General features: G+C 56.8%; 28 protein-coding genes and 1 tRNA gene. 12 read left to right on the top strand and 17 right to left on the bottom strand.

Annotated elements, in window-relative coordinates:
- Nucleotides 1-49 precede the first annotated feature (49 nt).
- From F7C11_RS08690 to F7C11_RS08680, 3 genes are all read left to right on the top strand, one after another.
- Entirely contained in the window at nt 50-337 is a 288-nt protein-coding gene (locus F7C11_RS08690; RefSeq protein WP_297092804.1) for a hypothetical protein, read from the top strand.
- A 141-nt stretch (nt 338-478) separates the two neighbouring features.
- Entirely contained in the window at nt 479-1,012 is a 534-nt protein-coding gene (tfe, locus tag F7C11_RS08685; RefSeq protein WP_297092941.1) for a transcription factor E, read from the top strand.
- Nucleotides 1,013-1,055: 43 nt separating this feature from the next.
- Nucleotides 1,056-1,790, top strand: coding sequence for a DUF2110 family protein (locus F7C11_RS08680; protein WP_297092803.1), 735 nt, complete (start codon nt 1,056-1,058; stop codon nt 1,788-1,790).
- On the opposite strand, the gene F7C11_RS08675 is transcribed toward F7C11_RS08680, so the two are convergent.
- From F7C11_RS08675 to F7C11_RS08635, 9 genes are all read right to left on the bottom strand, one after another.
- Nucleotides 1,774-3,141 (bottom strand): hypothetical protein, encoded by a 1,368-nt coding sequence (locus F7C11_RS08675; protein ID WP_297092802.1) that lies wholly within the window; start codon nt 3,139-3,141, stop codon nt 1,774-1,776. The two genes, F7C11_RS08680 and F7C11_RS08675, sit on opposite strands and share 17 nt — an antisense overlap.
- Before the next feature lie 132 nt (nt 3,142-3,273).
- The gene (locus tag F7C11_RS08670; protein ID WP_297092801.1) at nt 3,274-4,170 is read right to left on the bottom strand and encodes an Mrp/NBP35 family ATP-binding protein; all 897 of its coding nucleotides are present in this window, start codon (nt 4,168-4,170) and stop codon (nt 3,274-3,276) included.
- A gap of 121 nt (nt 4,171-4,291) precedes the next feature.
- Entirely contained in the window at nt 4,292-5,287 is a 996-nt protein-coding gene (gene porB / locus F7C11_RS08665; RefSeq protein WP_297092800.1) for a pyruvate synthase subunit PorB, read from the bottom strand.
- A gap of 10 nt (nt 5,288-5,297) precedes the next feature.
- The gene (porA, locus tag F7C11_RS08660; RefSeq protein WP_297092799.1) at nt 5,298-6,482 is read right to left on the bottom strand and encodes a pyruvate synthase subunit PorA; all 1,185 of its coding nucleotides are present in this window, start codon (nt 6,480-6,482) and stop codon (nt 5,298-5,300) included.
- Nucleotides 6,483-6,493: 11 nt separating this feature from the next.
- Complete coding sequence (porD, locus tag F7C11_RS08655) at nt 6,494-6,811, bottom strand: pyruvate synthase subunit PorD (protein ID WP_297092940.1); 318 nt, start codon at nt 6,809-6,811, stop codon at nt 6,494-6,496.
- Between the two features lie 66 nt (nt 6,812-6,877).
- Nucleotides 6,878-7,813: a 3-methyl-2-oxobutanoate dehydrogenase subunit beta gene (locus F7C11_RS08650; protein ID WP_297092798.1), complete on the bottom strand. Its 936-nt coding sequence runs from the start codon at nt 7,811-7,813 to the stop codon at nt 6,878-6,880.
- A 5-nt stretch (nt 7,814-7,818) separates the two neighbouring features.
- Nucleotides 7,819-9,009 carry a pyruvate ferredoxin oxidoreductase gene (gene porA, locus F7C11_RS08645; protein WP_297092797.1) on the bottom strand — a complete coding sequence of 397 codons (1,191 nt, stop codon included), beginning with the start codon at nt 9,007-9,009 and terminating at the stop codon, nt 7,819-7,821.
- A gap of 1 nt (nt 9,010) precedes the next feature.
- Complete coding sequence (locus F7C11_RS08640; RefSeq protein ID WP_297092796.1) at nt 9,011-9,328, bottom strand: 3-methyl-2-oxobutanoate dehydrogenase subunit delta; 318 nt, start codon at nt 9,326-9,328, stop codon at nt 9,011-9,013.
- Between the two features lie 38 nt (nt 9,329-9,366).
- Complete coding sequence (locus F7C11_RS08635) at nt 9,367-9,924, bottom strand: pyruvate/ketoisovalerate ferredoxin oxidoreductase subunit gamma (RefSeq protein WP_297092939.1); 558 nt, start codon at nt 9,922-9,924, stop codon at nt 9,367-9,369.
- 229 nt (nt 9,925-10,153) lie between these two features.
- Between F7C11_RS08635 and F7C11_RS08630 the strand changes: the two genes are divergently transcribed.
- Entirely contained in the window at nt 10,154-11,116 is a 963-nt protein-coding gene (locus tag F7C11_RS08630; RefSeq protein WP_297092795.1) for an inorganic phosphate transporter, read from the top strand.
- A gap of 2 nt (nt 11,117-11,118) precedes the next feature.
- Here the strand turns inward: F7C11_RS08630 and F7C11_RS08625 are convergent, their stop codons facing one another.
- Nucleotides 11,119-11,913 carry a hypothetical protein gene (locus tag F7C11_RS08625; RefSeq protein WP_297092794.1) on the bottom strand — a complete coding sequence of 265 codons (795 nt, stop codon included), beginning with the start codon at nt 11,911-11,913 and terminating at the stop codon, nt 11,119-11,121.
- A 215-nt stretch (nt 11,914-12,128) separates the two neighbouring features.
- On the bottom strand, nt 12,129-13,415 hold the full coding sequence (gene hflX / locus F7C11_RS08620) for a GTPase HflX (protein ID WP_297092793.1): 1,287 nt from the start codon (nt 13,413-13,415) through the stop codon (nt 12,129-12,131).
- 106 nt (nt 13,416-13,521) lie between these two features.
- Here hflX and F7C11_RS08615 point away from each other — a divergent pair, with 106 nt between their 5' ends.
- On the top strand, nt 13,522-13,881 hold the full coding sequence (locus tag F7C11_RS08615; RefSeq protein ID WP_297092792.1) for a carboxymuconolactone decarboxylase family protein: 360 nt from the start codon (nt 13,522-13,524) through the stop codon (nt 13,879-13,881).
- 13 nt (nt 13,882-13,894) lie between these two features.
- Here the strand turns inward: F7C11_RS08615 and F7C11_RS08610 are convergent, their stop codons facing one another.
- A complete protein-coding gene (locus F7C11_RS08610; RefSeq protein ID WP_297092938.1) occupies nt 13,895-14,227 on the bottom strand; it encodes a nascent polypeptide-associated complex protein in 333 nt (110 codons plus the stop codon).
- 88 nt (nt 14,228-14,315) lie between these two features.
- On the opposite strand from F7C11_RS08610, the gene F7C11_RS08605 reads away from it, so the two are divergent.
- A complete protein-coding gene (locus F7C11_RS08605) occupies nt 14,316-14,498 on the top strand; it encodes a hypothetical protein (RefSeq protein ID WP_297092791.1) in 183 nt (60 codons plus the stop codon).
- On the opposite strand, the gene F7C11_RS08600 is transcribed toward F7C11_RS08605, so the two are convergent.
- The 3 genes from F7C11_RS08600 to F7C11_RS08590 are packed head-to-tail and all read right to left on the bottom strand — an operon-like array spanning nt 14,495 to nt 16,747.
- Entirely contained in the window at nt 14,495-15,532 is a 1,038-nt protein-coding gene (locus F7C11_RS08600; RefSeq protein WP_297092790.1) for a tetratricopeptide repeat protein, read from the bottom strand. The genes F7C11_RS08605 and F7C11_RS08600 overlap by 4 nt on opposite strands.
- Entirely contained in the window at nt 15,508-16,044 is a 537-nt protein-coding gene (gene otg, locus F7C11_RS08595; protein ID WP_297092789.1) for a methylated-DNA--protein-cysteine methyltransferase, read from the bottom strand. Before otg ends, F7C11_RS08600 begins: the two co-directional genes overlap by 25 nt.
- Nucleotides 16,031-16,747 carry an RNA methyltransferase gene (locus F7C11_RS08590; RefSeq protein WP_297092788.1) on the bottom strand — a complete coding sequence of 239 codons (717 nt, stop codon included), beginning with the start codon at nt 16,745-16,747 and terminating at the stop codon, nt 16,031-16,033. Before F7C11_RS08590 ends, otg begins: the two co-directional genes overlap by 14 nt.
- Nucleotides 16,748-16,792: 45 nt before the next feature.
- Here F7C11_RS08590 and F7C11_RS08585 point away from each other — a divergent pair, with 45 nt between their 5' ends.
- The 5 genes from F7C11_RS08585 to F7C11_RS08565 all read left to right on the top strand — a co-directional run bounded on the left by F7C11_RS08585 (nt 16,793) and on the right by F7C11_RS08565 (nt 20,858).
- Nucleotides 16,793-17,692 carry a 2-dehydropantoate 2-reductase gene (locus tag F7C11_RS08585; RefSeq protein WP_297092787.1) on the top strand — a complete coding sequence of 300 codons (900 nt, stop codon included), beginning with the start codon at nt 16,793-16,795 and terminating at the stop codon, nt 17,690-17,692.
- Between the two features lie 35 nt (nt 17,693-17,727).
- Nucleotides 17,728-18,375, top strand: coding sequence for a TIGR00153 family protein (locus F7C11_RS08580; RefSeq protein WP_297092786.1), 648 nt, complete (start codon nt 17,728-17,730; stop codon nt 18,373-18,375).
- Between the two features lie 13 nt (nt 18,376-18,388).
- The gene (locus F7C11_RS08575; RefSeq protein ID WP_297092937.1) at nt 18,389-19,303 is read left to right on the top strand and encodes a hydroxyacid dehydrogenase; all 915 of its coding nucleotides are present in this window, start codon (nt 18,389-18,391) and stop codon (nt 19,301-19,303) included.
- A gap of 188 nt (nt 19,304-19,491) precedes the next feature.
- The gene (locus F7C11_RS08570) at nt 19,492-20,346 is read left to right on the top strand and encodes a fumarate hydratase (RefSeq protein ID WP_297092785.1); all 855 of its coding nucleotides are present in this window, start codon (nt 19,492-19,494) and stop codon (nt 20,344-20,346) included.
- Nucleotides 20,337-20,858 carry a FumA C-terminus/TtdB family hydratase beta subunit gene (locus tag F7C11_RS08565; protein WP_297092784.1) on the top strand — a complete coding sequence of 174 codons (522 nt, stop codon included), beginning with the start codon at nt 20,337-20,339 and terminating at the stop codon, nt 20,856-20,858. Before F7C11_RS08570 ends, F7C11_RS08565 begins: the two co-directional genes overlap by 10 nt.
- Here F7C11_RS08565 and F7C11_RS08560 read toward each other — a convergent pair.
- Nucleotides 20,855-22,468 (bottom strand): acyl CoA:acetate/3-ketoacid CoA transferase, encoded by a 1,614-nt coding sequence (locus F7C11_RS08560; RefSeq protein WP_297092783.1) that lies wholly within the window; start codon nt 22,466-22,468, stop codon nt 20,855-20,857. The two genes, F7C11_RS08565 and F7C11_RS08560, sit on opposite strands and share 4 nt — an antisense overlap.
- Nucleotides 22,469-22,514: 46 nt before the next feature.
- On the bottom strand, nt 22,515-23,783 hold the full coding sequence (locus F7C11_RS08555) for an NADP-dependent malic enzyme (RefSeq protein WP_297092782.1): 1,269 nt from the start codon (nt 23,781-23,783) through the stop codon (nt 22,515-22,517).
- Between the two features lie 155 nt (nt 23,784-23,938).
- Here F7C11_RS08555 and F7C11_RS08550 point away from each other — a divergent pair.
- A tRNA-Ala gene (locus F7C11_RS08550) sits at nt 23,939-24,016 on the top strand.
- Nucleotide 24,017: the final 1 nt, after the last annotated feature.

The raw sequence follows: 24,017 nt of genomic DNA, 5'->3' as shown, positions 1-24,017 counted from the left end.
CTAAAAGCCTTAGGGAGGCCAAAAAGTCTTTGGGCTGGAGGTGGAGCACTTGGAAATCATAATCGACAACTTTAAGCCGAAAATCACCCGCCCCTTCAAGAGGAAAAACGAGTACTGGGTCAAGCTTATTTTGTCAGATGGTGAGGAGTACATAATGAAGTTTAAGACCCCCCTTGAGGCCGAGGACGCGATATACGGCATGCTTGATGACCTTCAGGTCTACGGTGGCAAGGTGAAGCTCCGTCTTAGGGAGGGCAACGTCATCGAGGACATCGAGGTTTTAGAGCTCTACAAGCCATCCGCAAAGGAGCTCCTCAATGAGTACTTCACCGATTAGTCCATCCAACGTTCTTTTCTGTTCACTGGCGTTGGAAATATGACAAAAACCTATATATACTCCAGCTCACATAGTTTGTTATTGGACAGTATTTATGCGCTAAAAGTCAGTTCCGTTAAATATTCTCTGGAGGTCGTGGTTGTGGCAAGGAGAAGGAACAAGGAGCTCCTTGAGCTTGCAATGGACATGGGCGGGGAGGAGGCCGTTGAGGTAATCAAGGCTCTTGAAAAGAAGAAGGAATCCACCGACGAGGAGCTCGCCGAGATAACTGGCATTAGGGTCAACACCGTCAGAAAGGTTCTCTACATGCTCTACGACCAGGGTTTGGCGGAGTTCAAGCGCATAAGGGACAAGGAAACCGGCTGGTATTACTACTACTGGCGCCTTGAGACCAAGCGCCTCCCGGAGATTATCCGGGCAAAGAAGATGGCCGAGCTGAAGAAGCTCAAGGAGATGCTCGATGAAGAGACCAGCGAGATCTACTACCACTGCGGCACGCCGGGACATCCTAAGCTAACCTTCGACGAGGCCATGGAGTACGAGTTCCAGTGCCCGATATGCGGTGCCATGCTCATGCAGTACGACAACACTGCCGTCGTTGAGGAGCTCCAGAAGCGCATAGAGGAGCTTGAGGTAGAACTCGGCCTCAGGAAGAAGCCCAGGAAGAAGAAGTGAGAATGTTTGAATGGCCGTTGAATGAACTTCGGGGATGGTGAGTATGCGGGAAGTAGTTATTCTTGAGAAGGTTTACGGAGACAGGAGTGGTTTTCTCAAGCTTGATAAGAAGCTGAAAGCCCTCCTTGGAGACCTGGAAGTTGAATGGAAGCTCTCGGCGGTGAAAAAGAACTGGGTCAAGGTTTCTCTGAGCGGTGAGGACGAGGAGATAAGTGCGAACCTCGTCCGTGAGGAGTTTGGGGAAGTCCCCTACAGACTGAGCGCCGTTAAGGAGGGGGAAACCTATCGGGGCAGGTTCGTTGACCTGGGTAAGGTCGGCTACGGTGCCTACGTGGACATCGGAATATTCACCCCCAGGCCGAAGGACGCTCTGCTTCCCCTCTACTACCTGAAGGAGACCTTCGGTGACATCCCGGTTAGGCGGATGATACGGGACTTCGGCTGGATGGACAACCTGCCCGTTGAGGTCGTTGTGACCGACGTTGAATTCGGTGCCAGGGAGGTCGAGCTGGCCTTCAGCGACGCCCAGCTGAGGCGCATAAAGGGCTGGATAAGCGACGGCTACGACAAGCTATTCATCACTGGGACGATAAGCGAGAACGTGGAGAAGGCGCTGATCCGCACCGGCCACGGAAGGGACGTGAAGCGCATAGAAGAGCTGGGCCTTATGGAGACCCTCCTCATACTCAAAAAGGGCACTCAAGCGCCGGGGATAATAAAGGAGATCGGCCCACATCTTCGGGGAACCCTCATCGGTGCAATCAAGTTCCGGGAGTGAAGCCGTGGATCAGCCTGATGGTGAGTGCCGCCAGCAGGATGAAGCAGTACGGGAACATCGGGGGCACGAAGAGGGCTATCGGCAGATACACCGCCGTCATCAGCGACAGAAAAGCCGTCTGTCCCTTCATCTTTATTCTTCTCCTGCCTTTTACGGTCGCATAGGCCATTGCGGCTAGTGCAAGGGAGCTGTTAAAGAGGAACCTTTCGAGGTATCTCCATCCGTTGGGGTCTATGCTCCTGGGTATTCCCGGGGGCAGGCCGAACTGCGTGTACATCAGAAAGACTCCGATGCCGGTTATCATCAGGTATGCATAGTTCCGGAGGTGTCTCTTCGGGAACGTCAGGACGAAGATTATTGGGATGAGAACCAGATAAGGGTTTATTGCTATCGCCAGGAGCGTGAAGATCGAGAGGACGAAAGTCTGGAGCAGTGCTTTCCACCTCTCCGGGGAGAACGTCACGTTGCTTATTATCGCGAGGGTTATTGCCAGGGCCGCCAGGCCGAGGGCGCTGCCGTTGATGCGGTACAGGTTCTCCCTGAACATTGGAGAAACAAAGATGAGTCCGAATATCATAAAGCCGAGCTCACGAGCCCGCTTGGGGGCGAGGTAGAAAGAGAAGGATACTATGAGCAGAATGAGGATCCAGTGGATGAACACTATGTTCTCCTCTATCGGGGGTATAACCCTGAACATGGCCCCCATTACCGCGCTCAGCGGTGAGTTCGGCGAGCCTCCCGCGGCGAACTTCAGTCCCTGCAGGAGATGGCGCAGGAACCCCTCGGTCGGGACGGGTCTCTTGGCGGTGAGGTACCAGAGGCCGAGGAGGGAAGAGGCGAGGAGATAAAAGCTCCCGGCGTGGCTGTTATCGCGGCTCAGACAGATGACGAAGATTATAAATATCAAGAGGGAGATGAAAGAAAACGCCACCACCGAGCTCCTTGGGGGGTTCCAGAGCTCTCCGAAGGCCCTTTCCGTCATGTAGATGTTGTCCTCGGAGCCGGTTATGAGAACCGTGCCATTGAGGACGATGATGGAGGGGAGAAGGGAGGCGTTTTCGGGAAGACCTGTCTGATTCCATACCCTCGCCATTAGGGGGTTGTTGCGGACGTTGCCGACGAGAACAACGGTATCGTTGCCGCGTGGCTTTATCGTTTGGAGTCTCTCATCGACGTAATACGCCCAGCCCTTTGCCCAGCTTTCGTCGCCGGCAACGACGGTGTACGATGAGTTTGAGTCGAGAAACGCCTGAAACGCACTTTGACTGGGATAATAGCTTAACACTTCGGCGGAAACTGGTGGAAGGGCGGCGATGAGGATGAACGCGATTAGAATGAGGGCCCGTTTCATGCTCTCCCTCCCGATGAGATAGAGGGAAGTGGTTAAAAAGTTAATGTAGCCTGGCCCAGCGCGGCCCCATCGCTTCGGCACCTGCCGGCCTGAGCCGCGCCCGTTTAAAATATCGGGGAAGATTTAAAAGGTTCATTCCTCTTTGGAGCTCTCTTCGCCCCTCATCCCTTCGAGCTTCGTGACGAGCTTCTCCACTATCTCCATGAAGGCCTTGGCCGCCACGGTGTCCTCGTAGAGGACTATCGGGATTCCGGCGTCGCTCGCTTCCCTGGCCTTGAGGTCTATCGGTATCTCGCCCAGGAAGTCAACACCCTCCTTCTCGGCGAGCTTTTTGCCCCCTCCCTTGCCGAAGAGGTCTATCTCGTTGCCGCAGTGCGGACAGATGAGGTAGCTCATGTTTTCGACAACGGCGATGTATGGGACTTCCATCTTCTTCATCATGTTCACTGCCTTACCTGTGTCGAGCAGAGCGACCTCCTGGGGGGTGGTGACTATTATGGCCGCGTCGAGCTTTACCGTCTGGGTGACTGTGAGTATCTGGTCGCCGGTTCCGGGCGGGAAGTCGATTATCATGAAGTCAAGCTCGCCCCACTTTACGTCGCCGAGGAGCTGTTTTATCGCCTTTGTAACGAGAGAGCCGCGCCAGATTATCGGCTGATCTTCCGGAACCAAAAATCCCATGCTCATGACCTTTATGGGCGTCGTCTGTCCGAGGAAGTCGTTCATCGGCGGTATCATCTCGAACCTTCCGTCTTCGAGCTTCTCCGCGAGCACTTCCTCCTTATCAACTCCCAGCATCTTGGCGACGTTCGGGCCGTGTATGTCGGCGTCAAGGATGCCCACGAAGTAGCCCTTCTTCGCCAGCGCCGCTGCCAGATTGACGGCGACGGTGCTCTTTCCGACGCCTCCCTTGCCGCTCAGGACGGCTATCTTGTACTTCCACTTTTCCTGCTTCTCGTTTATCCTCTGTGTGAGCGGATCAGCGCCGAGTCCGGCTATGTTGAGTGTTGGGGGAGTCTTTATCGTCATTTTTAACCACCTCTGGGTTAGGTTCCCCTAAGGGCTTAAAAGCTTTGCCTCAAAATATGGCACTCCTGGACAAATCTGTGTAAAAATTTTCACAAGAAAGCACAAGAGAAAAGGGAGGAAATCACTCCTCCGGCTTCGGGAGGGTGACTTCAACGCCGAGAACCTTCCACATCGCCTTGATCTGCTCGCGTAGCTGGTCAATTGCCTCTGGCTGCTTGAAGAGGTGCTTGAACCTTCCCTGGAGCTTGAGGTACTCCTCGATGGGCTTCTTGAACTCGATGGCTACAACGCGGCCTCCCTCGCGCTTGACCTTTGCCCCTCCTCCGGGGGCCTGTATCTTGATGTTGTGGAAGTCGCCGTTCTCGATCTCGAAGAGCGGCCAGACACCGGTCTCGATGGCGAGCCTGGTTATCTCAATGCTCTTCTCAGGCGGGGCGCGCCAGCCCGGAACACAGGTACACTGGACCTGGATGAACGCCGGACCGTCGATCTTGGCGGCCTTCTTCATCTTCCTGATGTAGTCGTAGGGGTTGGCCACGCTGGCGGTGGCGACATAGGGTATCTGGTGTGCTGCCGCGATGAGGGCGACCCACTTCTTGGGCTTGTCCTCACCGATGGAGTACTTTCCGGGCGGAGAAGTCGTAGTCCAGGCTCCGTAGGGGGTTGAGGAGCTCCTCTGTATTCCGGTGTTCATGTAGGCCTCGTTGTCGTACATGAGGTAAACCACGTTGTGCCAGCGCTCCAGCATACCGCTCAGGGCCTGCATACCGATGTCTGCGGTACCGCCGTCTCCGCCTATTGCCAGTATCTTGCCCTTTCTGCCCACCTTCTTCCATGCGGCCTCGACACCGCTGGCAACGGCGGCCGCGTTCTCAAAGGCCACGTGGACCCACGGGGCCTTCCATGCGGTGTACGGGAAGACGGCTGAAACGACCTCCATACATCCGGTGGCCTGGGCTATGGCGAAGGCGTTTGGATCACCGTACTTCTCTTCCATGGCCTCGCTAAATGCCTTGGTGGCAAGCCTGAGGGCAGCGGCACAGCCACAGCCGGCACAGGCGGCGTGACCCGGCGCCCAGTACTCGCGAGTGGTAACGGGGGGCTTTCTAACGGCCATCTTCCTCACCTCACAGTATCTCCTTCCTAAGTCCTACCCAGTTGACTTCCTCAAACTCCTCTCCGGCGAGGGCCTTCTTGGATATGCTGAGAACCTCGTCGAGGTCCTTGAAGGTGACGTCCCTGCCTCCAAGGCCGAGGATGAAGTCAACTATCTTTGGCTTCTCGCTCTCGTTGATGAGTGCCCTGCTGAAGTCCTGGAAGAGTGCTCCACCGACGCTGAAGGTGACGTTCTTCTCAAGCAGGGCCAGAACCTTGGCCTTCTTCGCGAGCTCCCTGACCTTCTCTGTCGGGAACGGCCTGTAAACGGTGAGCTTCGCGGCGCCGACATTGACTCCCTTCTCGCGGAGCATGTCAACGTACTCCTTGACGGTTCCGGCGAGGGAGCCCATGGTGACGAAGATTATGTCTGCGTCGTCGGTCTTGTACTCCTCGATCTTCTGGTACTTTCTTCCAAACTTCTTCTCGAACTCGGCGAAGACCTCGTCGATGACCTTCTTGGCGTTCTCGTTGGCCTCCCAGACGGTGTAGCGAGCCTCCATGTAGTGGGCCGGGAAGGCGAGGGTACCCTGTGTGATCGGCCTGCTCGGGTCGAGGTAGGCGTGCTTCGGAACGTACTCTCCGAGGAACTCGTCGACGAGCTCCTGGTCGGGTATCTCGACCGGCTCGACCGTGTGGGTGAGGATGAAGGCGTCGAAGCCGACCATGGCAGGGAGAAGAACGCGCTCGTCCTCGGCGACCTTGAAGGCTATCAGGATGAGGTCAAGTGCCTCCTGGTTGTTCTCGGCGTAGAACTGCATCCAGCCGGTGTCGCGTTCGCTGATGGTGTCCTGCCAGTCGTTCCAGATGTTGATAGGGGCGCTCAGAGCCCTGTTTCCGACGGCTATGACTATCGGAAGCCTCATGCCGGCGGCGATGAAGAGTATCTCGTGCATGAGGGCGAGACCCTGGGAAGCGGTTGCGGTGAAGGTTCTAACTCCGGCAGCTGAGGCACCGACACAGGCTGAAATCGCTGAGTGCTCGCTCTCGACCTTGATGAACTCGGCGTCAAGTTCGCCGTCGGCGACGAACTCACTAATCTTCTCGGGAACCAGGGTTGACGGTGTAATCGGGAACGCCGCTATGACCTTAGGCTTGGCCAGCTTGGCCGCCCAGGCGGCGGCTTCGTTAGCCTTCATAACCTTCCTAATCGGCATCTTTCACCACCTCACTTGCTCTCCCTAACCATCACGATAGCCTCAACGGGGCACTCGTTTGCACAGATGCCGCAGCCCTTACAGTAGTCGTAGTCGAAAACCGGGTAGTTCTCCTCATCAAGGTAGATAGCCGGCTCCGGGCAGTAGATGTAGCAGAGGTAGCACCTAACGCACTTGTCCCTGTTGAACTCCGGCATGAAGACACGCCAGGAACCGGTCTTGTTGACGACGCTGCTCCCCGGAATTACTGCTATGGCCCCGGGGGTCATCTTTTCGCTATACTCCTTCTGAACCCTCTCAATCTCGGCCTTAAACGGACTCTCGGCCATGCGTATCACCTCGGGTGAATTATCAGATTGGAACTTAAACCTTGCGAGGGATTAAAGATGGAAAGCTCAGCCGAAGACCTCGGCGAGCTTCTTGAGCTTCTCCCATTCGTGGAGAACCCACTGCTGGAGCACCTCAATGTCTTCTTTTGTCATGTACTTGAACCTGCCCTGGTACTTGAGGAACTCTTCGATGGGCTTGGGCTCTTTCTTGGTTGAAGGCATGTTGATCTTGTACCTGCCGTTCTCGTACTCGAAGAGCGGGAAGTAGGCCGTCTGAACCGCGAGTCTTGCAAGTTCAATGCTCTTGTCGGTCGGTGAGCGCCAGCCGGTCGGGCACGGGGCGAAGAGCTGTATGAAGCTCGGCCCCGGCGTTTTCTGAGCCTTCTTGAGCTTCCTCATGAAGTCCTCGGGGTAAGCGATACTGGCGGTCGCTGCGTAGGGTATCTCGTGGGCGATGACTATGTCGATGACCTTCTTCTTATTCCTCCTCTCAAGGAAGTGCTTCTTTCCGCCTGGGGTGTTGGTGGTCCAGGCTCCGTAGGGGGTTGAGGAGCTCCTCTGTATTCCGGTGTTCATGTAGGCCTCGTTGTCGTACATGATGTAGACGGCATCGTGCCCCCTCTCAAGGAAGCCCGACAGTGCCTGAAGGCCTATGTCGGCGGTACCGCCGTCACCGGCCCAGCCGACTACCATTATCCCGTCCTCGCCCTTGACCTTAAAGCCCCTCGCCTTGAGGGCCGCCTCGATACCTCCTATGACGGCACCGGTGGTCTCGAAGGCGGTGTGGAACAGGTTGGCCTCTAGGGCGGTGTAGGGCCATGGGCCGGCGATAATGGTCGAACAGCACGCCGGGATGGCAAAGATGGTCTTCCTTCCGTAAGCCTTAAGGACGTAACGGAGTCCCAGGGAAGCACCACAGCCCTGACAGGCCGTGTGGCCGGCGTAAAAGTGCTCCTCGGCGGGGATGCTCAATCTCTTTTTAACGTTCTCGGGAATCTCCATCGTTCTCACCTCTTAAGGTGGTACCAGTCCACCTCTACATCAAGCTCTCCCTTATCGATGATGGCCTTCATGTTCTCGGCTATCTTCCTGACGTCGCTGACGGTGAAGTCCCTTCCTCCAAGGCCGACGATGTAGTTCTTCATGAGCGGCTTCGCCCTGGTGTTGTAGAGCGCTCCCTTGGCCTCGGTGAAGAGTATGCCCTCCATACCGAAGGAGTAGTTCCTGTCGAGAACGGCAATGCCCTCAACGTTCTTGGCGAGCTCGTAGAGCTCCTCCTTGGGGAAGGGCCTGAACCAGCGCACCTTAGCAGCTCCAACCCTGTAGCCCTCCTCGCGGAGAACGTCAACGGCCTGTTTGACTGTTCCCATGAGTGAACCCATGCCCATGAAGACGAAGTCAGCGTCGTCAGTCCTGTAGAGCTCTATCATCTGGCTGTAGTCTCTTCCAAAGCGCTCACCGAACTCCTTACCGACCTCGTGGATGACTTCCTTGGCCTTCTCCATGGCCCTCTGGATCTTGTAGCGGAACTCGTAGTAATCCGCTGGAGTTCCGAGGGCGCCTATTGAGAAGGGCTTCTCGAAGTTGGTGAGGTCGTAGAGCGGCTCCCTCGGCGGGAGGAACTCGTCAACGAGCTCCTGTGGAATCATCTCAACGACGTCGTAAGTGTGGCTCAGTATGAACGCGCTCTCAACGACCATCGCGGGGAGGTTGACGGTCTCGGCTATCTTGAACGCCATCAGCACGCCGTCGTAGACCTCCTGGTTGTTCTCGGCGTAGAACTGCATCCAGCCGGTATCGCGCTGGGCGAGGCTGTCGGTCTGGTCGTCCCAGACGCTCCACGGGGGAGCCATGGCACGGTTAACGTCAACCATCACAACAGGAAGCCTTGCGCCGCTGGCCCAGTGGAGCATCTCGTGCATCAGAGCCAGGCCCTGAGCGGAGGTGGCGGTGAAGGTCCTCGCTCCGGCCGCGCTCGCACCTATACAGGCGGCCATAGCGGAGTGCTCGCTCTCAACGGGAACGTACTCAAGGTTCTCGACTTCACCGTTGGCTATGAACTCGGCTATCTTCTCGATGATGCTCGTCTGGGGAGTGATCGGATAGGCCGCGACGACCTGGACGCGGGCGTGCTTGACGGCGTATGCGGCGGCGTAGTTGCCGCTCACAACCTTCCTAATTGGTTTGTACTCCGCCATCTCACTTCTCCTCCTTCTCCATTGTTATTGCCTTGGTCGGGCACTCGTTCGCACAGATGCCGCAGCCCTTACAGTAGTCGTAGTCCACACCAACGTAGCCGTCCTCGCGGATGAATATGGCCGGCTCGGGACAGAACTTCCAGCAGATGTAGCACTTGACGCACTTGCTGTCGTCAACGACCGGTATGAAGGTTCTCCAGTCGCCGGTGAAGTTGGAGAGTGTCGTACCCAACGTTACGGGGGCTTCCGGATACTCGTCCACGGAGCTGAGGACGATTTTGGTTGCCCCTTCTTTCTTTTCACCAAACAACGTGTTCACGCTTTTCACCCCTTTGAAGGATTATGAAGGAAAGAGAATCAGAGCTCGTAGAGGACAGTCTTGTTGAAAGCTTCCTCTGCGGCCTTGGCGTTCTTCTCGCCAAGGGCTCCTGAGAAGACGTCCTGGATGGCCTTCTGGACGTGCTCCAGCGTAACGACACCGGTGGCCTTGGCAACGGCGCCGAGGATTGCGGTGTTGGTGATGGGCAGGCCAAGAACGTCGAGGGCTATGGTCGTCGCGTCCACCAGGGCCAGCTTGGCCGGCTTCTTCTTGAGCTTGGCAAGAACCTCGTCCTTGCTCTTCTCGGTGTTGACGATGACTATCCCGCCGTCCTTGAGACCCGCGGTAACGTCAACGGTGTCAAGAAGGCTCGGGTCAAGAACAACGACAATATCGGGCTCGTAGATCTGGGTCTTTATCCTTATTGGCTTCTCGTCGATCCTGGTGAATGCCGTGACCGGCGCTCCACGCCTCTCAACGCCGAAGAACGGGAACGCCTGGACGTACTTGCCCTCAAGGAAAGCAGCTGAGGCTAGTATGTTGGCGGCGGTAACTGCGCCCTGTCCACCTCTACCGTGAAAACGGATCTCTATCATCATTCCTGCCTCCTTAAGTTTGTCAAACTTTATTCATCCAATGCATTTATTTAAGTTTCGGTATTGGCTTAACCGCCCTTCGGCAGCTGTCTTTGGGTATGCATGAACGTTGTCAGTCGTCAATGGCTTAATTGGGGCATCATTTCTCGAAAAAAGTTCGCCCTCCTTTTGGCAAAATTTTTAACTTCCCTCCTCAATGGAGAATATATAGACTATATAGGTGGTATCCATGGACGGTCTAGCGGTGGCGGCGATAGCGGTGGCATTCTACATTGCATGGAACATAGGTTCCAACGATTCGGCCAACGCCATGGGCACGGCTGTCGGCGCGGGGATACTCAGCTTCCGCCAGGCCACCCTCACGATAGCAGTATTCGTCCTGATGGGAGCTTATCTGCGGGGTTACAAGGTCATGAAGACCGTGGGGAGGGGCATAGTCCCTGAGGGCTACCTCACGATGGAGATGGCGGTTATAGCGCTCTTGGCTGCGGGCGTTTGGGTGACGATAGCGACTGTTAAGGGCCTTCCGGTTTCCACCACCCAGGCAATAGTCGGGGGAGTTATAGGGGTCGGACTCGCTACCCACGCCCCCGTGAACTGGTACACGCTCGTCAAAATAGCCGCCGCCTGGGTGATCTCCCCGATACTCTCTGGAATCCTGGCGATGCTGCTCTTCAGATTTTATTCGTGGGTGATTTCTAGAATCAAAAGCGTCTCGACGATTGAAGCCCTATACAAAGCCCTCGCCATCCTTGGGGGCTCCTATATGGCCTTCAACTTCGGGACGAACGAGGTTGCCAACGCCTCGGGCCCCCTAGTGGGCGCCGGTTTTATGGAGCCGAAGGTCGCGGGCATCTTCGGGGCGATAGCCCTCTCGATGGGAGCGCTTACCTTCAGCTACGCCGTGATGCACACCGTCGGAAAGAAGATAACAGCCCTGGGACCGATCTCGGCCTTCGCGGCCCAGTTCGGCTCGGCGATAGCGGTGAGCCTTGCCAACCTTATGGGTCTTCCAGTGAGTTCTAGCCAGTCCATAGTTGGGGGCGTCGTCGGCGTTGGAATACTGGCCGGAGAGGGGGTTGAGAGGTCCGTTATACGGGACATAATCTTCGGCTGGGTGGCGACGCCGCTTACCGCTATAATGATTTCGCTGGCTATCTTCAAGGCGTTTGCGCTGGCCGGGCTTGTGTAGCATTAGTCCCCGTGTTCTTCGCATCCAACTTTTATCAGGCTCTTTCTCCAGAAAATACAGTGGCCGGAGACATCCGCGTTCCCGGTCCATCCGGAGAGGCTGTAAATCACTTTTATCTTTTCATCACCCACGATAAGGTGCACTCTAACTCCGAGCAAATGCTCCCCGGCGCTCGCCACGAAGACTTTTCTCGTCTTCCTCCCCCTCACGGCATAGATGAACGCATCCCCACTGGCCAGACTCGCCCCAGCTAGGTATAGCTCATTCCCGATAACCCTGACGTCCGTGATGTAGAACTTGTACTCGTCGGGGCAGAATCTGAACTTCTCCTCCCCGTTCGAGGGGTTCAGGAGGTAGACACATCCTCTTGGCTCGTACTCGTCCGAGAGCACGAGGACGATGCTACCGTTTTGGTAGCCCCTGGGGAGGGCTGGAAGCTTCCGCTTCCACAGAACGCTCAGATTGCAGTCCAGAAACGCCCCCTCACTTCCCCTCGACTCCCCGGGATAGAACGTATAAACCAGGATTCCCCCCGGAGTGCGCATGTACTTCCCCACCGGCCCCGCGAGGGTCAGGTTAACCGTTTTATTTCCACCGCTGAGTTTGAAGTGGGTGAGGTACTCGGCACCTCCGGTGGTCTCAATGGAAATGCCCACAGGATTGGAACAGGGGCGAGTCTCTTTTCCAAGTGGCGTCGAATCCCCTCCGCTGGTGCGGGAGCTTTCCCTGTCGGGGACTGTGCCAGTGCCGGCCAAAACGAGGAGAAGGATAAGGACGAGGATGAGCGGCTCTTTCATGCCACCACCTCAGGGGAGATTATCCGGTAGGCCTTAACCTCGTGAAGGATTCTAACATAGACAGCGTCACCATCGACCTTGACGTTTAGGGCAGAGTGTCTGGGGTCCGGCAGGGAGGGGTCAAGAACGCGGCTATGGCAGGCACACTGACTGTGGTCTTGAGCTCCACGCCCCTCCCCTGAATTACTATCTCCTGTTTTCCTGAAAAACCTTTCTTACTCGTTTTTAACCGGAAGTCTCTTTATCCCAACTCCGAGCCTCGTCAGCTCCTTTATCATCCCCATCTGGATGTATGCGTTTATCCTCGTCTCTTCCCCGTACTCAACGTCCAGAACCTCGCCGATGGCGTTTATCAGCGCCATAACCTGGGGCACCTTTTCAGGTTCGCCCACCGTTATCTCGAAGGCACCGTACTTTGGCAGTGTTAGTATGACCTCTTCGAGGGCGCTGTAAAGCTCATCCAGCTGACCGAGCTTTGCGGATATGGCCACCACGCGGGAGACGTTTACACCGCGCTCCTCGATTATCTCCCCTATCCTCCTTGCCTTGTCCCTCACGTCCTCCTCTGTGGTCAGGTCCATCTTGTTGAGCACGACTATCATAGGTCTGTCGAGGGTCTTCAGCTCCCTGAGGACGTTGAGGGATGCCAGGAATTTCCTCCTTATCTCGCCCCAGGGCTCGCTGACGTCGAGGACGAGGAGTATTATGTCCGCTTTCACGATCTCCTCAAGCGTCGAGTGGAAGGCCTCGACTATGAAGGGAGGGAGCCCGTCTATGAAGCCGACCGTGTCCGTCAGAAGAACCCTCTTCCCTGAGAGCTTGAAGCGTCTGGTAGTGGTGTCCAGTGTTGTGAACATCTGATTTTTCGCCTCTATGTTCTCCTTTGCTAGGGCGTTGAGGAGCGTTGACTTGCCGGCGTTCGTGTAGCCCGCCAGCGCCAGGAGTATGAACCCTACCTCCTCGCGGCGCTTCCTCTTTACAGCCCGGTCGGCCTTGACCTTCTCCAGCTCCTTTCTTATCCTGCCCATCCTGTACCTGATGTGCTTGAGGTACTGCTGGGTCTGGTACTCACCCATGCCCTTGAAACCGGCCCTATCGCCGAGCTTTATCCTCCTTATGGCCTCCTTCACGAGCGGAACCTCGTACTGGAGGGATGCAAGTTCAACCTGGAGCTTGGCCTCCTTGGAGTGCGCCCTTCTCTCGAATATCTCAAGGACGAGCTGCCACTTATCGATGATTTCAACCCTCAGCTCCTTCCAGAGGTTGTAGGCCTGGCTCGGTGTTAGCTTGTTGGCGAACACAACCTTGTCCGGTTCGAGCTCCCGCACGAGCTCCTTCAGCTCCTCCAGCTTGCCCTTTCCGATGTTGTACTTGGGGTGCTCCTCCCTGTTCTGCTCCAGAATGGCCACTACCTCGTAGCCGGCACTCCTCAGGAGCTCCTCAAACTCCTCGCGGCTTATCCTCTCCCGCCGCGATTTTCTTATAACGCCTATCGCCCTCATCATCACCGCCTACACGGTGGCCTTTATATCCTTTTGGCATAGTTTCCAACCTAAAGTTAGGGATACGCCTTTAAACCTAAAATGCGAGTTATTCACGGTGGTTCCCGTGGACTGCGAAGAGGTTAACGTCAAACTTAAGGAAATAGAGGAGCTCCTTGACAAACTCGGGAAGGAGCATCCCAAGGAGATATCGGCCTTTTCCCGCTTCCTCCGTGAGACCCTGGACAACAAGGCCCTTACCACCCGGGAGAAAGAGCTGATAGCCCTCGCACTCGGCATATCTGCTGGCTGTGAATGGTGCATCTACCTCCACACCCAGAAGGCCCTTGCCGCGGGCGCAAAGCCTGAGGAGCTAATAGAGGCCGGCCTTGTCGCGGTTCTCATGGCCGGCGGTCCAGCGCTGATGCACCTGATTCCCCTTATGAAGGCAATAGAAAGCTTCCAGAAGGAAGAGGAAAAGGCATGAGAACTTTTCTTTTTCATTCCTCTGTGAGCTTGAGTATCGCCTCTGCCAGGTCTCCCTTGGCCTCCTCCAGGGCTTTCTTTGCCGTGTCGTAGTCAACGCCAGTCTGCTCCATAACGAGCTTTATGTCCTCCTCGGGGATGCTCACCACGGTCCTGACCTCCTCGGGCCCGATTATCTGGTAGCTCTTCTCGCCCTGTGCGGTGATAACCGTAACCGCAGGTTCCCTTATGATTATCTCCTTGTTTTCGAGCCTAATTATCACTTCCTTAACGCCCTCAAGTTCCTCCATCTTGATGCCCATCTGTCGCATGAGCTTCTTCATCTGCCTGGGGTTCATTCCCATCATCGCTACCACCTGAGGAGAGTTCCATTCGGATTTTAAAAAGGTTGGCAAAGTTTTTTTAGGTACTCCGCGAAGTTTCCCCGGTGGGAGCATGTCCTACATCCCCCACGCGGTCCCCACGGATTTCCAGATTGTGTTCGGCTTTTTTGGTGTAGCCCTTCTCCTCCTAGTGCTCTGGCTCTTCTTCGACTGGATGGAGAAGTACGCGGAGAAAAAGAAGGAGGAAATCGAGAGGGAACTTGAGGAGCTGGATGAAGCGGGGGAGCTGTACTAGTTGGACTGTCCCCCGTCCTCTCCCGGGAACTTCGAGGTTTCCTCGTTGGCCTTCATAATTTTCTGCCTGTACTCCTCATACTTCTTCCTTGCCTCCTCTGCCTTCTCCCTCTCGCCCAGGTAGTCGTACGCCTCGGCGACGTGCTTCCACCACATCGGGTCTTCCTCGGCCTCCTTCAGGCAGTACTCAAGGAACTTCTGGTAGGCTTCCTTCGCCAGCTCCTCCATGCCGAGCTTTCTCGCTATGGTGCCGACGTCCTCCCAGAAGACGCCCTCTTCCTGGGCCTCCTTGGTGTAGTACTCCAGTGCCTTCTCCCACGCCTCTCTGGCCTTCTCCTCGTTGCCCAACTCCTCGTAGAGTTTGGCGACGTCCTCCCAGAACCAGGGCTCCTCTTCGGCGTACCTCTCAAGGGCCTTTGCGGCCCTCTCCATGTTGCCGGCCTTCTTCCAGTACTCGTGGGCCTCCTTGAGGTAGTAGGTGTCCTTCTCCTTCTCGTAGAGTCCCTCATAGATTTCTGCCGCCCTCTCGTACTTCTCTGCCTTCTCATAGGCCCACGCTGCGCTCTCCATCCATCCAAGCTTCTCGTACATCTCCGCCGCCTTCAGGTAGTTGCCGGCCTTCTCGTACTTTCTGGCCGCCGCCTTGTACTTGCCCATCCTTTCGAGCTTCTCCGCCGAGCGGAAGCGGTCGGCCAGGCTCAAGTCAGGCTCGCTGATGTACCAGATGCCGAAGGCGACTATCGCGATGAAGAAGACTATTATGCCAGCAACGACGTTCAGCTTCTGCCACGTAGCGCTCAGGTAGAGGCCGTAGCCGCTTATGGCGGTGAAGATAGCGAGTATTGTCCCGTACTTCCAGCTCTCCGCGTAGAACGTCAGTCCCGTGAAGAAGAGGAGCATGAGCGTGACTCCAAGGAAGCCGAGAGTGAGAACAACTTGGAGCAGCAGCTTCCAGCCGCCGTACCAGACTATACCTGCTGCTACTGCTATGAGAACCGCCAAAAATCCTATCAGGTACGCCTTGAGCTTGTCCATTCTTTCACCCCCTCAATTTCGAGCAGGAACACCTTTTCCTCAAGTCTCGGAGTGTAGTAACCGATGCCATCGTGGGCAACTACCCTGTGACAGGGGACGATTATCGGATACGGGTTTCTCCTCATGGCACCGCCGATGGCCCTTGGTGAGGTCTTGAGAGCCTCGGCAAGGCTACCGTAGGTTATAACGCTCCCTCTTTTAACGTTTTTCGTGAGCCATTCGTAAACCCGTCTCTCAAAGGGTGTAACACCCTCGAAGGACAGCATCGGAAGGAGCTCCCCGTTCTCAAGCCCTCCTGTGATCACCTCCCGCACCAGCGACGGATATTCGCTCTCCCTCCTCGCCGCGTCAACGATAACGCCCCGCCTTTCCAGAAAACCCGCGAGGCGTTTTACGTTGTCATCAAACTGCCCCCTATCCAGAGAGAACGTTATTCCCTGGATTCTCTCGTCGAAGAAGACCCCTATCCAAACCTTCCTTCCTGCGATCCCAAAGCTGTCAACGCTCAGCATCCCCACATTCCTCCAGCTTCATCAGGGCCCTCCTCAGGGGCCCAATGAGGGTGTGGACCTCCCTCCCATAAAGAAGAGACCTCCCAACGAAGCGCCGGAACACCCTTACGAAAACCTCCCTTCTCTCAGGGTCTTTGGGATAGTTCAGTGCGTCGAGGAGTCTCCTCCAGGCATTTACCAGCTCCTCCTTCTCCCTCCTCGTGGCGGGCTCAAGGGAGTGGACTTTTGCCTCCGGCCTCTCCTTTGCCAGCTCGTAGAGGATGACTGCCACGGCCTGGGCGAGGTTCATGACGGGATACGCCTCACTGGTTGGAATGGTCACGGTAAAGTCGAGTCTCTCCAGCTCCTCGTTTTTCAGGCCGATGCTCTCCCTGCCGAAGAACAGGCCGACCCTTCCGGGGTAGCCCCGTATGGTTTCCCTGAGCTCCCAGGGCATCAGCGGCGCCCTCTCGGGGATGTAGCTCTTTCCGGGCTTTCCGGTCGTTCCAACGGTGAGGTCGAAGAGCTCCAGCGCCTCCTCAAAGCTCCCTACCACCAGCGCCTCTTTTAGCACATCCGCCGCGTGGACAGCGTAGCTGTAGCTCTCCCGGGTGATGTTTGGATTGACGAGAACTAACTTTGGGAACCCGAAGTTTTTCATGGTTCTCGCTACCATCCCTATGTTGGCCGGCCCCTCCGGCTCAACGAGCACTACCGAAATCATCGGTAAGGCTTTAAGGATGGGGCTTTAAACGCTTGCGGTGGTGGGATGAAAGTTTACGTACTTGGAGCGGGGAGCATAGGCTCGCTCTTCGGGGCCCTGCTTGCAAGGGCCGGCAACGACGTAACGCTCATCGGTAGGGAGGAGCAGGTGAGGGCCATAAAGGAGAACGGGCTGCACGTTTCGGGCTTTCAGGAGTTCACGGTTTATCCGGAAGCGAGCCTCTACGCGCCCGACGAGCCCCCGGAGCTTTTGATACTTGCCACCAAGTCCTATTCGACCAAGACGGCGCTTGAGTGTGCGCGCAACTGTATAGGGCCCGAGACATGGATACTGAGCATCCAGAACGGTCTGGGCAACGAGGAGCTTGCACTGAAGGTCACCCCAAACGTCATGGGGGGGATAACCACGAACGGGGCGATGCTGGTCGAGTGGGGGCACGTGAAGTGGACAGGGAAGGGCATCACCGTCATCGGCAGGTATCCTACAGGAAGCGACCCCTTCGTCGGAAGGGTGGCGCGGGTCTTCAACGATTCTGGCCTGGAAACCCACGTCACGGAAAACGTGAACGGCTGGAAGTGGGCGAAGACTATAGTGAACTCGGTCATCAACGGCCTGGGAACGGTTCTTGAGGTCAAGAACGGCTTCCTGAAGGACGACCCCCACCTTGAGGCGATATCGATAGACATAGCCCGCGAGGGTTGCATCGTCGCCCAGCAGCTTGGCGTCCAGTTCGAGATGCATCCCCTGGAGCTCCTGTGGGACACCATTGAACGCACGAGGGAGAACTACAACTCCACCCTCCAGGACATAAGGCGGGGAAAGAGGACGGAGGTTGACTACATCCACGGAAAGATAGTTGAGTACGCAAGGAGTGTGGGCCTCGAAGCCCCGAGGAACGAGCTCCTCTGGGCACTCATCAAGGCGAAGGAGGGGCAAAGTAGATAAACCCCACCGTTCGAAGTTACTCCGGGGGAGGAAAGATGCCCATATTCGGTGGTAAGGAAAGCAACGTCTTTGAGGCCATCGAGAACCACCTTGCAGTCGTGGACGAAACCCTCGTGGCGTTCAGAGAGCTCATGAGGGTGTACCTTGAAGGGGACTTTGAGAGGGCAAAGGCCTTTGAGAGAGAAGTCGACGAGCTTGAGAGCAAAGCAGACAGACTGAGAAGGGACATCGAGACCATGCTCTACGAGGGTGCGTTCCTTCCGGCAAACAGGGGGGACTACGTGAGGCTGAGCGAGCTCATAGACCAGGTGGCCGACGCGGCCGAGAGCGCGGCACACACGCTGATCCTTGCAAGGCCAAAGGTGCCTGCTGAGCTCAAAGACGAGATTATGGAGCTTGTAGACTCATCAGTCAAAAGCTATAAGGTTCTCGTTGAGGCCGTGAGGGCCTTAAACCGCGACGTTGACAAGGCCATAGAGCTGGCGAAGGCCGTTGAGGACGCCGAGGAGAAGGCCGATGACGTCGAGTACGACGTCAAGGGTAAGGTTTTCGAGAGCGAGACCGTCACAACCTACGCCAAGCTCATCTGGAACCAGATACTGACGAAAATAGGAGACATAGCCGACAGGGCGGAGGACGCTTCCGACCAGGTCATGCTCATGGCTATAAAAAGACGGGGATGAGGTGATGGACATGGTGAAGGTTCTCGTTGCGGCGCCCCTGCACGAGAAGGCGATAGAGGTTTTGACGAACGCCGGTTTTGAGGTTCTCTACGAGGAGTACCCCGATGAGGAGAGGCTCATCGAGCTCGTCGGGGATGTTGACGCTATAATCGTCAGGAGCAAGCCCAAGGTGACCCGGAAGGTCATCGAGGCGGCTCCAAAGCTAAAGGTCATTGGGAGGGCCGGCGTTGGCCTCGACAACATAGACCTCGAAGCGGCAAAAGAGAGGGGCATTAAGGTCGTCAACAGCCCCGGTGCGTCCAGCAGAAGCGTCGCGGAGCTCGTTCTTGCCCTGATGTTCAACGTCGCCAGGAAGGTGGCCTTCGCCGACAGGAAGATGAGGGAAGGCGTCTGGGCCAAGAAGCAGTGCATGGGGATCGAACTTGAGGGCAAGACCCTCGGTATAGTGGGCTTCGGAAGGATAGGCTACCAGATAGCGAAGATCGCAAAGGCCCTTGGGATGAACATCCTACTCTACGACCCCTACCCGAACGAGGAGAGGGCGAAGGAAGTCGGTGGGAAGTTCGTCGACCTTGAGACCCTCCTGAAGGAGAGCGACGTGGTTACTCTCCACGTCCCGCTCATCGATGCAACCTACCACCTCATAAACGAGGAGAGGCTGAAGCTCATGAAGCCCACCGCCATACTCATCAACGCCGCCAGGGGAGCGGTCGTTGACACAAACGCCCTCGTTAAAGCCCTTCAGGAAGGCTGGATAGCCGGAGCAGGCCTCGACGTCTTCGAGGAGGAGCCCCTGCCGAAGGACCACCCGCTTACCAAACTCGACAACGTGGTTCTTACTCCGCACATCGGCGCCTCGACCGTCGAGGCCCAGATGAGGGCTGGAGTCCAGGTGGCGGAGCAGATAGTCGAGATTCTGAAGGGCTGAGCTTTTCTTTTCCTCTCTTTAGCAGGTTTACCATGGTGGTAGACTTTTCGGGAGAAAGTTTACCAGTATAGTGATAGATTTTAGCGGAAAAGTTTTGCAGTATGATGGTAAACGCTCTGGATGTGGCTTTTAAATCCACACGTCAAACTTTTTAACTCATCTTCGAACCTTTGACTGGTGTATGCCGATTGCTCGTTGATTCACTTGTCGATGCCATAAGGCTCGCCGTTACGAGGATTCCCGAAGATACCGTCAGAGCCCTCAGGAGGGCCTACGCGGAGGAGGAAGACGAGATAGCCCGTTTTAATCTCGGGAACATGCTAAAGGCCATAGACCTGGGCCTCGGAGACAGAATTCCGGTCTGTCAGGACACGGGAACGATAACCTTCTTCGTCGAGGCCGGCATCGACAGTCCCTACCTCGGTGATGTTGAAAGGTGGCTCATAGAGGCGACGAGAAGGGCGACGGAGGAAATACCCCTGAGGCCAAACGCCGTTGACGTTCTGACGGGCAGGAACTCGGGGAACAACACCGGGAGGGGCGTTCCGGTGATCCACTGGGAGCTCGTCCCGGGAGATAGGATAATGATAGCGGTTCTTCCGAAGGGGGGAGGGAGTGAGAACTGTTCTGCCCTTGCGATGCTGACTCCGAGTGAGGGCTGGGAGGGGGTCAAGAGGTTCGTGGTGGAACGAGTCAAGGCCTGCGGCGGAAAGCCCTGTCCGCCGGTTATCCTCGGTATCGGCGTCGGCGGAAGTGCGGATTTGTCCCTAAAGCTGGCCAAGAGGGCGATCCTGAGGCCTGTGGGTGAGAGGAATCCAGATGGGAGGATAGCCAAGCTCGAAGAGGAAATCCTTGACGAGGTCAATTCCCTGGGCATAGGACCGATGGGCATGGGCGGAAGAACTACGGCCCTCGACGTTAAAATCGAGGTCGCCCACAGGCACCCGGCGAGCTTTCCGGTAGGCTTGGTCGTCCAGTGCTGGGCCAACAGAAGGGCCTTCGTGGAGATAAAGCCCGACGGGAGGGTCGATGTGTGGCAGTGAGGCTGGAGACCCCTCTGGGCGGGGAGGACATCTTGAACCTCAAGGCCGGGGACATCGTGCACCTCTCGGGGGTAATCTACACCGCCCGCGATTCGGCCCACAGGAGGATTCTGGAGCTTGCTGGAAGGGGAAAACTCTCCTTTGAGCTTGAGGGGGCGGTGATATACCACTGTGGCCCGATTGTGAGGAGAACCGCTGGGGGCTATGAGATTGTATCCGCCGGGCCGACGACGAGCGCCAGAATGAACCCCTATCTTGATGGCCTCCTCTCCCTCGGTGTTAAGGGGATAATTGGCAAGGGCGGCATGGAGGTTGCCCCCTTCGAGGGGAGGGCGGTCTATTTCGCCTTCACCGGAGGAGCAGGTTCCCTCGCGGCGAAGAGCGTAAAGCAAATCGTTGACGTCCTCTGGCTGGAGGAGCTGGGGATTCCCGAGGCCGTGTGGGTTCTTGAGGTCGAGGACTTCCCCCTACTGGTTGCGATAGACGCCCATGGAAACTCACTCTACCGCTAGAGCTCGTCCTTTAGGCCCATCGGCTCATCACGGAAGAGCCTCTCGTCCATCTCCCTCAGCCTCGGACTGATCAGGGGCTCGAACTCCATGTTATCTATTATGTCCCTCTCGACGTCTATCCCCGGGGCGTACTCTTCAAGCCGGAGGCCTTTTCTGGTCAGCCTGAAGACTGCCCTCTCCGTGATGTAGACCACTTCCTGCCCCTTTTCCAGTCCGAGGCGGGCGTTGTAGACCACCTTGTACACGCTCCTGACGAACTTCCTGACGTTCCCGTCACTGACTATCTCCAGGCGTCCGTTTCTCACCCGGAGCTCCTTCTTCCCCGCCGTGAAGTGCCCCGCGAAGAACATCCTAGGTGAGCCGTAGGATATGACTGGAAAGCCTCCCGGGCCCGGGAGTCTCCCGGGAAGGAGGGAGGGGTTTACGTTGCCCCTCTCGTCCACCTGCATGAAGCCTAAACTGGCGGCGTCTATCACGCCCCCTTCGTAGTTGGCGAACTGGTCCGGCTGGGAGATTATCGCGAAGGGCCCTATGGATGCCCCGAAGTCCGGGCCACCGAGGGCTATCCCGCCGAAGGGACCGGATTCAACCGTCGTGAAGACCCAGTCGGCCACGCCCTCCTCCATGGCAACCCCGGCCACTCTGTCAGGAATGCCTATGCCGAGGTTTACCAGGACGGGCCTTTTGAGCCTCTTGACAAGCTCCAGCATCTCGACCAGTATCCTCCTCGCGATGACCTTCTTGGTGCCCAGCTCCATCGATGAAGAGACACCCCTGGGGGGAATGACCTCGCCGGAAACCCTGGGGTCGTAGGTTATGTTTGCGCTCTGCCTGTGGTACTCCGGAGGCGCAACCACCACGTAGTCCACCAGCGGGCCGGGAACTCTAACGCCCTGCGGATTGAGGGAAGGATACCTCGCTATTCTCTCCACCTGAGCTATGATGATTCCCTTGCCCGGCTCGGCCTTCGCGGCCTGGGCCAGGTTGAGTATCTCCGTGAAGGCGCCCTCCTTTTCGGTGGCGATGTTTCCAATCTCGTCCGCCGTGGTCCCCCTGATGAAGGCCACCGTGGGCTTCGGGGCGCGATAGAACAGGTATTCCTCTCCGTTGATGGTCACGACGTCGATTCTGCACCGCTTTTTCTTCCTGGCCAGCTCGTTGAGGTAGCCGCCGTCCTCCCTGGGGTCGAGGAAGGTTCCAAGCCCAACTTTCGTGAGCACTCCCGGAAGGCCCCTCGCCACCTCTCGGAAGAACCACGAGGCGGTGCCTATCGACCACGTGTAGCCCTCAACTCTGTTCTCCTCTATTAGCTTCTGAATGTAGGGAGACCAGCCAGGATAAGTTACGAGCATGCCCGAGAGGAAGTCCTGGTCTTTTTCGTGGTAGATTTCCCCGAGGATCCTGTCGAGAACCCTGCCAGGGGCGGTTGGAATCGGGTTTACCTCAAGGAAGAGCCCCTTTGGATGTCCGGTTTCCTTGTATCTCTCGAAAAGCTTGAGGAGCAGGTACTCCGGGGCAACGAGAAGATTGAAGCCCGAAACCGCTATCACAGCCCCATCTGGAACGGCCGAAACGGCCGTCTCGGCATCGACAACCTTCGCCATAGACATACCCCCGCCGCGTATTGTTCAACCTACGGCGGCGGGGCTTATATGGCTACCGCCATCCAAGGGGCGCGATTTTCTCCAGGTAGAACACCCTCCACTGTCTGAGCTTCCCCTCCACTTCCTCCGGGCTGACCTTGGCCCTCGCCACACCCTCTCTGAGGGCCTCTTCCGCAACAGCCCTGGCCACCTTTGGGTGGACGTCCGGGTGGAACGGAGAGGGGATTATCTCGTCTTCGCTGGGCTCTATCACCGAGGCCATGGCCTTGGAGGCCGCTATAATCATCCCGTCGGTTATCGCCCTCGCCCTTACGTCTAAAGCCCCCCTGAATATCGCCGGGAACCCGAGGAGGTTGTTCACCTGGTTGGGGTAGTCGCTCCTACCTGTGGCAACTATCCTCGCTCCGGCCCTTTTGGCCTCCTCGGGGAGTATCTCAGGGACAGGGTTGGCCAGCGGGAAGACCACCGCGTCGTCGGCCATGAGTCTTATCCACCCGGGCGTTATCACGCCGGGGCCGGGCTTCGTGAATGAAATGAGAACGTCAGCTCCCTTAACGGCCTCCTCCGGGCCGCCCTCAATGCCCTCGCCGTTCGTCTTCGAGAGGAGCTCACCCCTGTAGGGGAAGAGGCGCTCAAGCGGAAGGTCGGGCGTTATGACCCTCTGCCTCCCCTCAACGAGCTCAACGACCCTGACGTTCTCAGGCCTCACGCCTGCTTCGGTTGCTATCCTGAGCGTTGCGAAGCCAGCCGCCCCCGCGCCAAAAAGCACGAGGGTTATGTCCCCCATCCTCTTGCCAACGACCTTAAGGGCGTTCATCAAACCCGCCAGGACGACCGACGCAGTTCCCTGCTGGTCGTCGTGGAAAACCGGGATGTCCAGCTCGTTGCGGAGTCTTTCGAGGATGTAGAAGCACTTCGGTGAGGCTATGTCCTCAAGGTTTATCCCTCCGAAAGAAGGGGAAACCGCCTTGATGACCTCGATGAACCTCTCGGGGTTCTTCTCGGCCAGGACGAGGGGAAAGGCATCCACTCCACCGAAAACCTTGAAGAGGAGTGCCTTCCCTTCCATGACAGGGAGTGCCGCCGATGGGCCTATATCGCCGAGGCCTAACACGCGAGTTCCGTCGCTTACAACAGCGACGGTGTTGCACCTGTTGGTGTACTCGCACGGGTCATCTCCGTTGGCTATCGCCCTTGAAACCTCAGCCACACCCGGGGTGTAAGCTAGGCTGAGGGTCTCCTCGGTGAGGGGAACCTTGGGTATTATCTCTATCTTCCCGTTGCCGGGGAAGTTGTCCCGATGAAAGTTGAGAGCGTCCATAAGACCACCGGGGTTTGTTGGCATGTGAAAGTTAAAAACTATTTGATTCGTGTATGAATTTGTCAGCGGCATGGCCATCGAAACGTGCCGGCGCTTGTGCCCCTTTCCCGACCAAAAGCTTTTAAACCCTCCAGGGGTTCACTAATACCGGGTGTGGGCCGGTAGCTCAGCCTGGTATGAGCGCCGCCCTCGCAAGGCGGAGGCTGCGGGTTCAAATCCCGCCCGGTCCACCAC

This window comes from Thermococcus sp. (assembly GCF_015521605.1).
Classification (GTDB): domain Archaea; phylum Methanobacteriota_B; class Thermococci; order Thermococcales; family Thermococcaceae; genus Thermococcus.
The sequence above is the reverse complement of the archived record's forward strand: the minus strand, read 5'-3'. Positions and strand labels throughout refer to the sequence as shown.

Bases quoted from the DNA above. Each gene is read 5' to 3' on its own strand.
- F7C11_RS08555 (WP_297092782.1), bottom strand. From the start codon at position 23,783: ATGGACGCTCTCAACTTTCATCGGGACAACTTCCCCGGCAACGGGAAG.
- porA (WP_297092799.1), bottom strand. From the start codon at position 6,482: ATGCCGATTAGGAAGGTTATGAAGGCTAACGAAGCCGCCGCCTGGGCG.
- F7C11_RS08650 (WP_297092798.1), bottom strand. From the start codon at position 7,813: ATGGAGATTCCCGAGAACGTTAAAAAGAGATTGAGCATCCCCGCCGAG.
- F7C11_RS08670 (WP_297092801.1), bottom strand. From the start codon at position 4,170: ATGACGATAAAGACTCCCCCAACACTCAACATAGCCGGACTCGGCGCT.
- F7C11_RS08630 (WP_297092795.1), top strand. From the start codon at position 10,154: ATGGACGGTCTAGCGGTGGCGGCGATAGCGGTGGCATTCTACATTGCA.
- F7C11_RS08680 (WP_297092803.1), top strand. From the start codon at position 1,056: ATGCGGGAAGTAGTTATTCTTGAGAAGGTTTACGGAGACAGGAGTGGT.
- F7C11_RS08580 (WP_297092786.1), top strand. From the start codon at position 17,728: ATGCCCATATTCGGTGGTAAGGAAAGCAACGTCTTTGAGGCCATCGAG.
- porB (WP_297092800.1), bottom strand. From the start codon at position 5,287: ATGGCCGTTAGAAAGCCCCCCGTTACCACTCGCGAGTACTGGGCGCCG.
- F7C11_RS08585 (WP_297092787.1), top strand. From the start codon at position 16,793: ATGAAAGTTTACGTACTTGGAGCGGGGAGCATAGGCTCGCTCTTCGGG.
- F7C11_RS08610 (WP_297092938.1), bottom strand. From the start codon at position 14,227: ATGATGGGAATGAACCCCAGGCAGATGAAGAAGCTCATGCGACAGATG.
- F7C11_RS08605 (WP_297092791.1), top strand. From the start codon at position 14,316: ATGTCCTACATCCCCCACGCGGTCCCCACGGATTTCCAGATTGTGTTC.
- porD (WP_297092940.1), bottom strand. From the start codon at position 6,811: ATGGCCGAGAGTCCGTTTAAGGCCGAGATTGAGAGGGTTCAGAAGGAG.
- F7C11_RS08625 (WP_297092794.1), bottom strand. From the start codon at position 11,913: ATGAAAGAGCCGCTCATCCTCGTCCTTATCCTTCTCCTCGTTTTGGCC.
- F7C11_RS08635 (WP_297092939.1), bottom strand. From the start codon at position 9,924: ATGATAGAGATCCGTTTTCACGGTAGAGGTGGACAGGGCGCAGTTACC.
- F7C11_RS08675 (WP_297092802.1), bottom strand. From the start codon at position 3,141: ATGAAACGGGCCCTCATTCTAATCGCGTTCATCCTCATCGCCGCCCTT.
- F7C11_RS08560 (WP_297092783.1), bottom strand. From the start codon at position 22,468: ATGTCTATGGCGAAGGTTGTCGATGCCGAGACGGCCGTTTCGGCCGTT.
- F7C11_RS08600 (WP_297092790.1), bottom strand. From the start codon at position 15,532: ATGGACAAGCTCAAGGCGTACCTGATAGGATTTTTGGCGGTTCTCATA.
- otg (WP_297092789.1), bottom strand. From the start codon at position 16,044: ATGCTGAGCGTTGACAGCTTTGGGATCGCAGGAAGGAAGGTTTGGATA.
- porA (WP_297092797.1), bottom strand. From the start codon at position 9,009: ATGGCGGAGTACAAACCAATTAGGAAGGTTGTGAGCGGCAACTACGCC.
- hflX (WP_297092793.1), bottom strand. From the start codon at position 13,415: ATGAGGGCGATAGGCGTTATAAGAAAATCGCGGCGGGAGAGGATAAGC.
- F7C11_RS08590 (WP_297092788.1), bottom strand. From the start codon at position 16,747: ATGATTTCGGTAGTGCTCGTTGAGCCGGAGGGGCCGGCCAACATAGGG.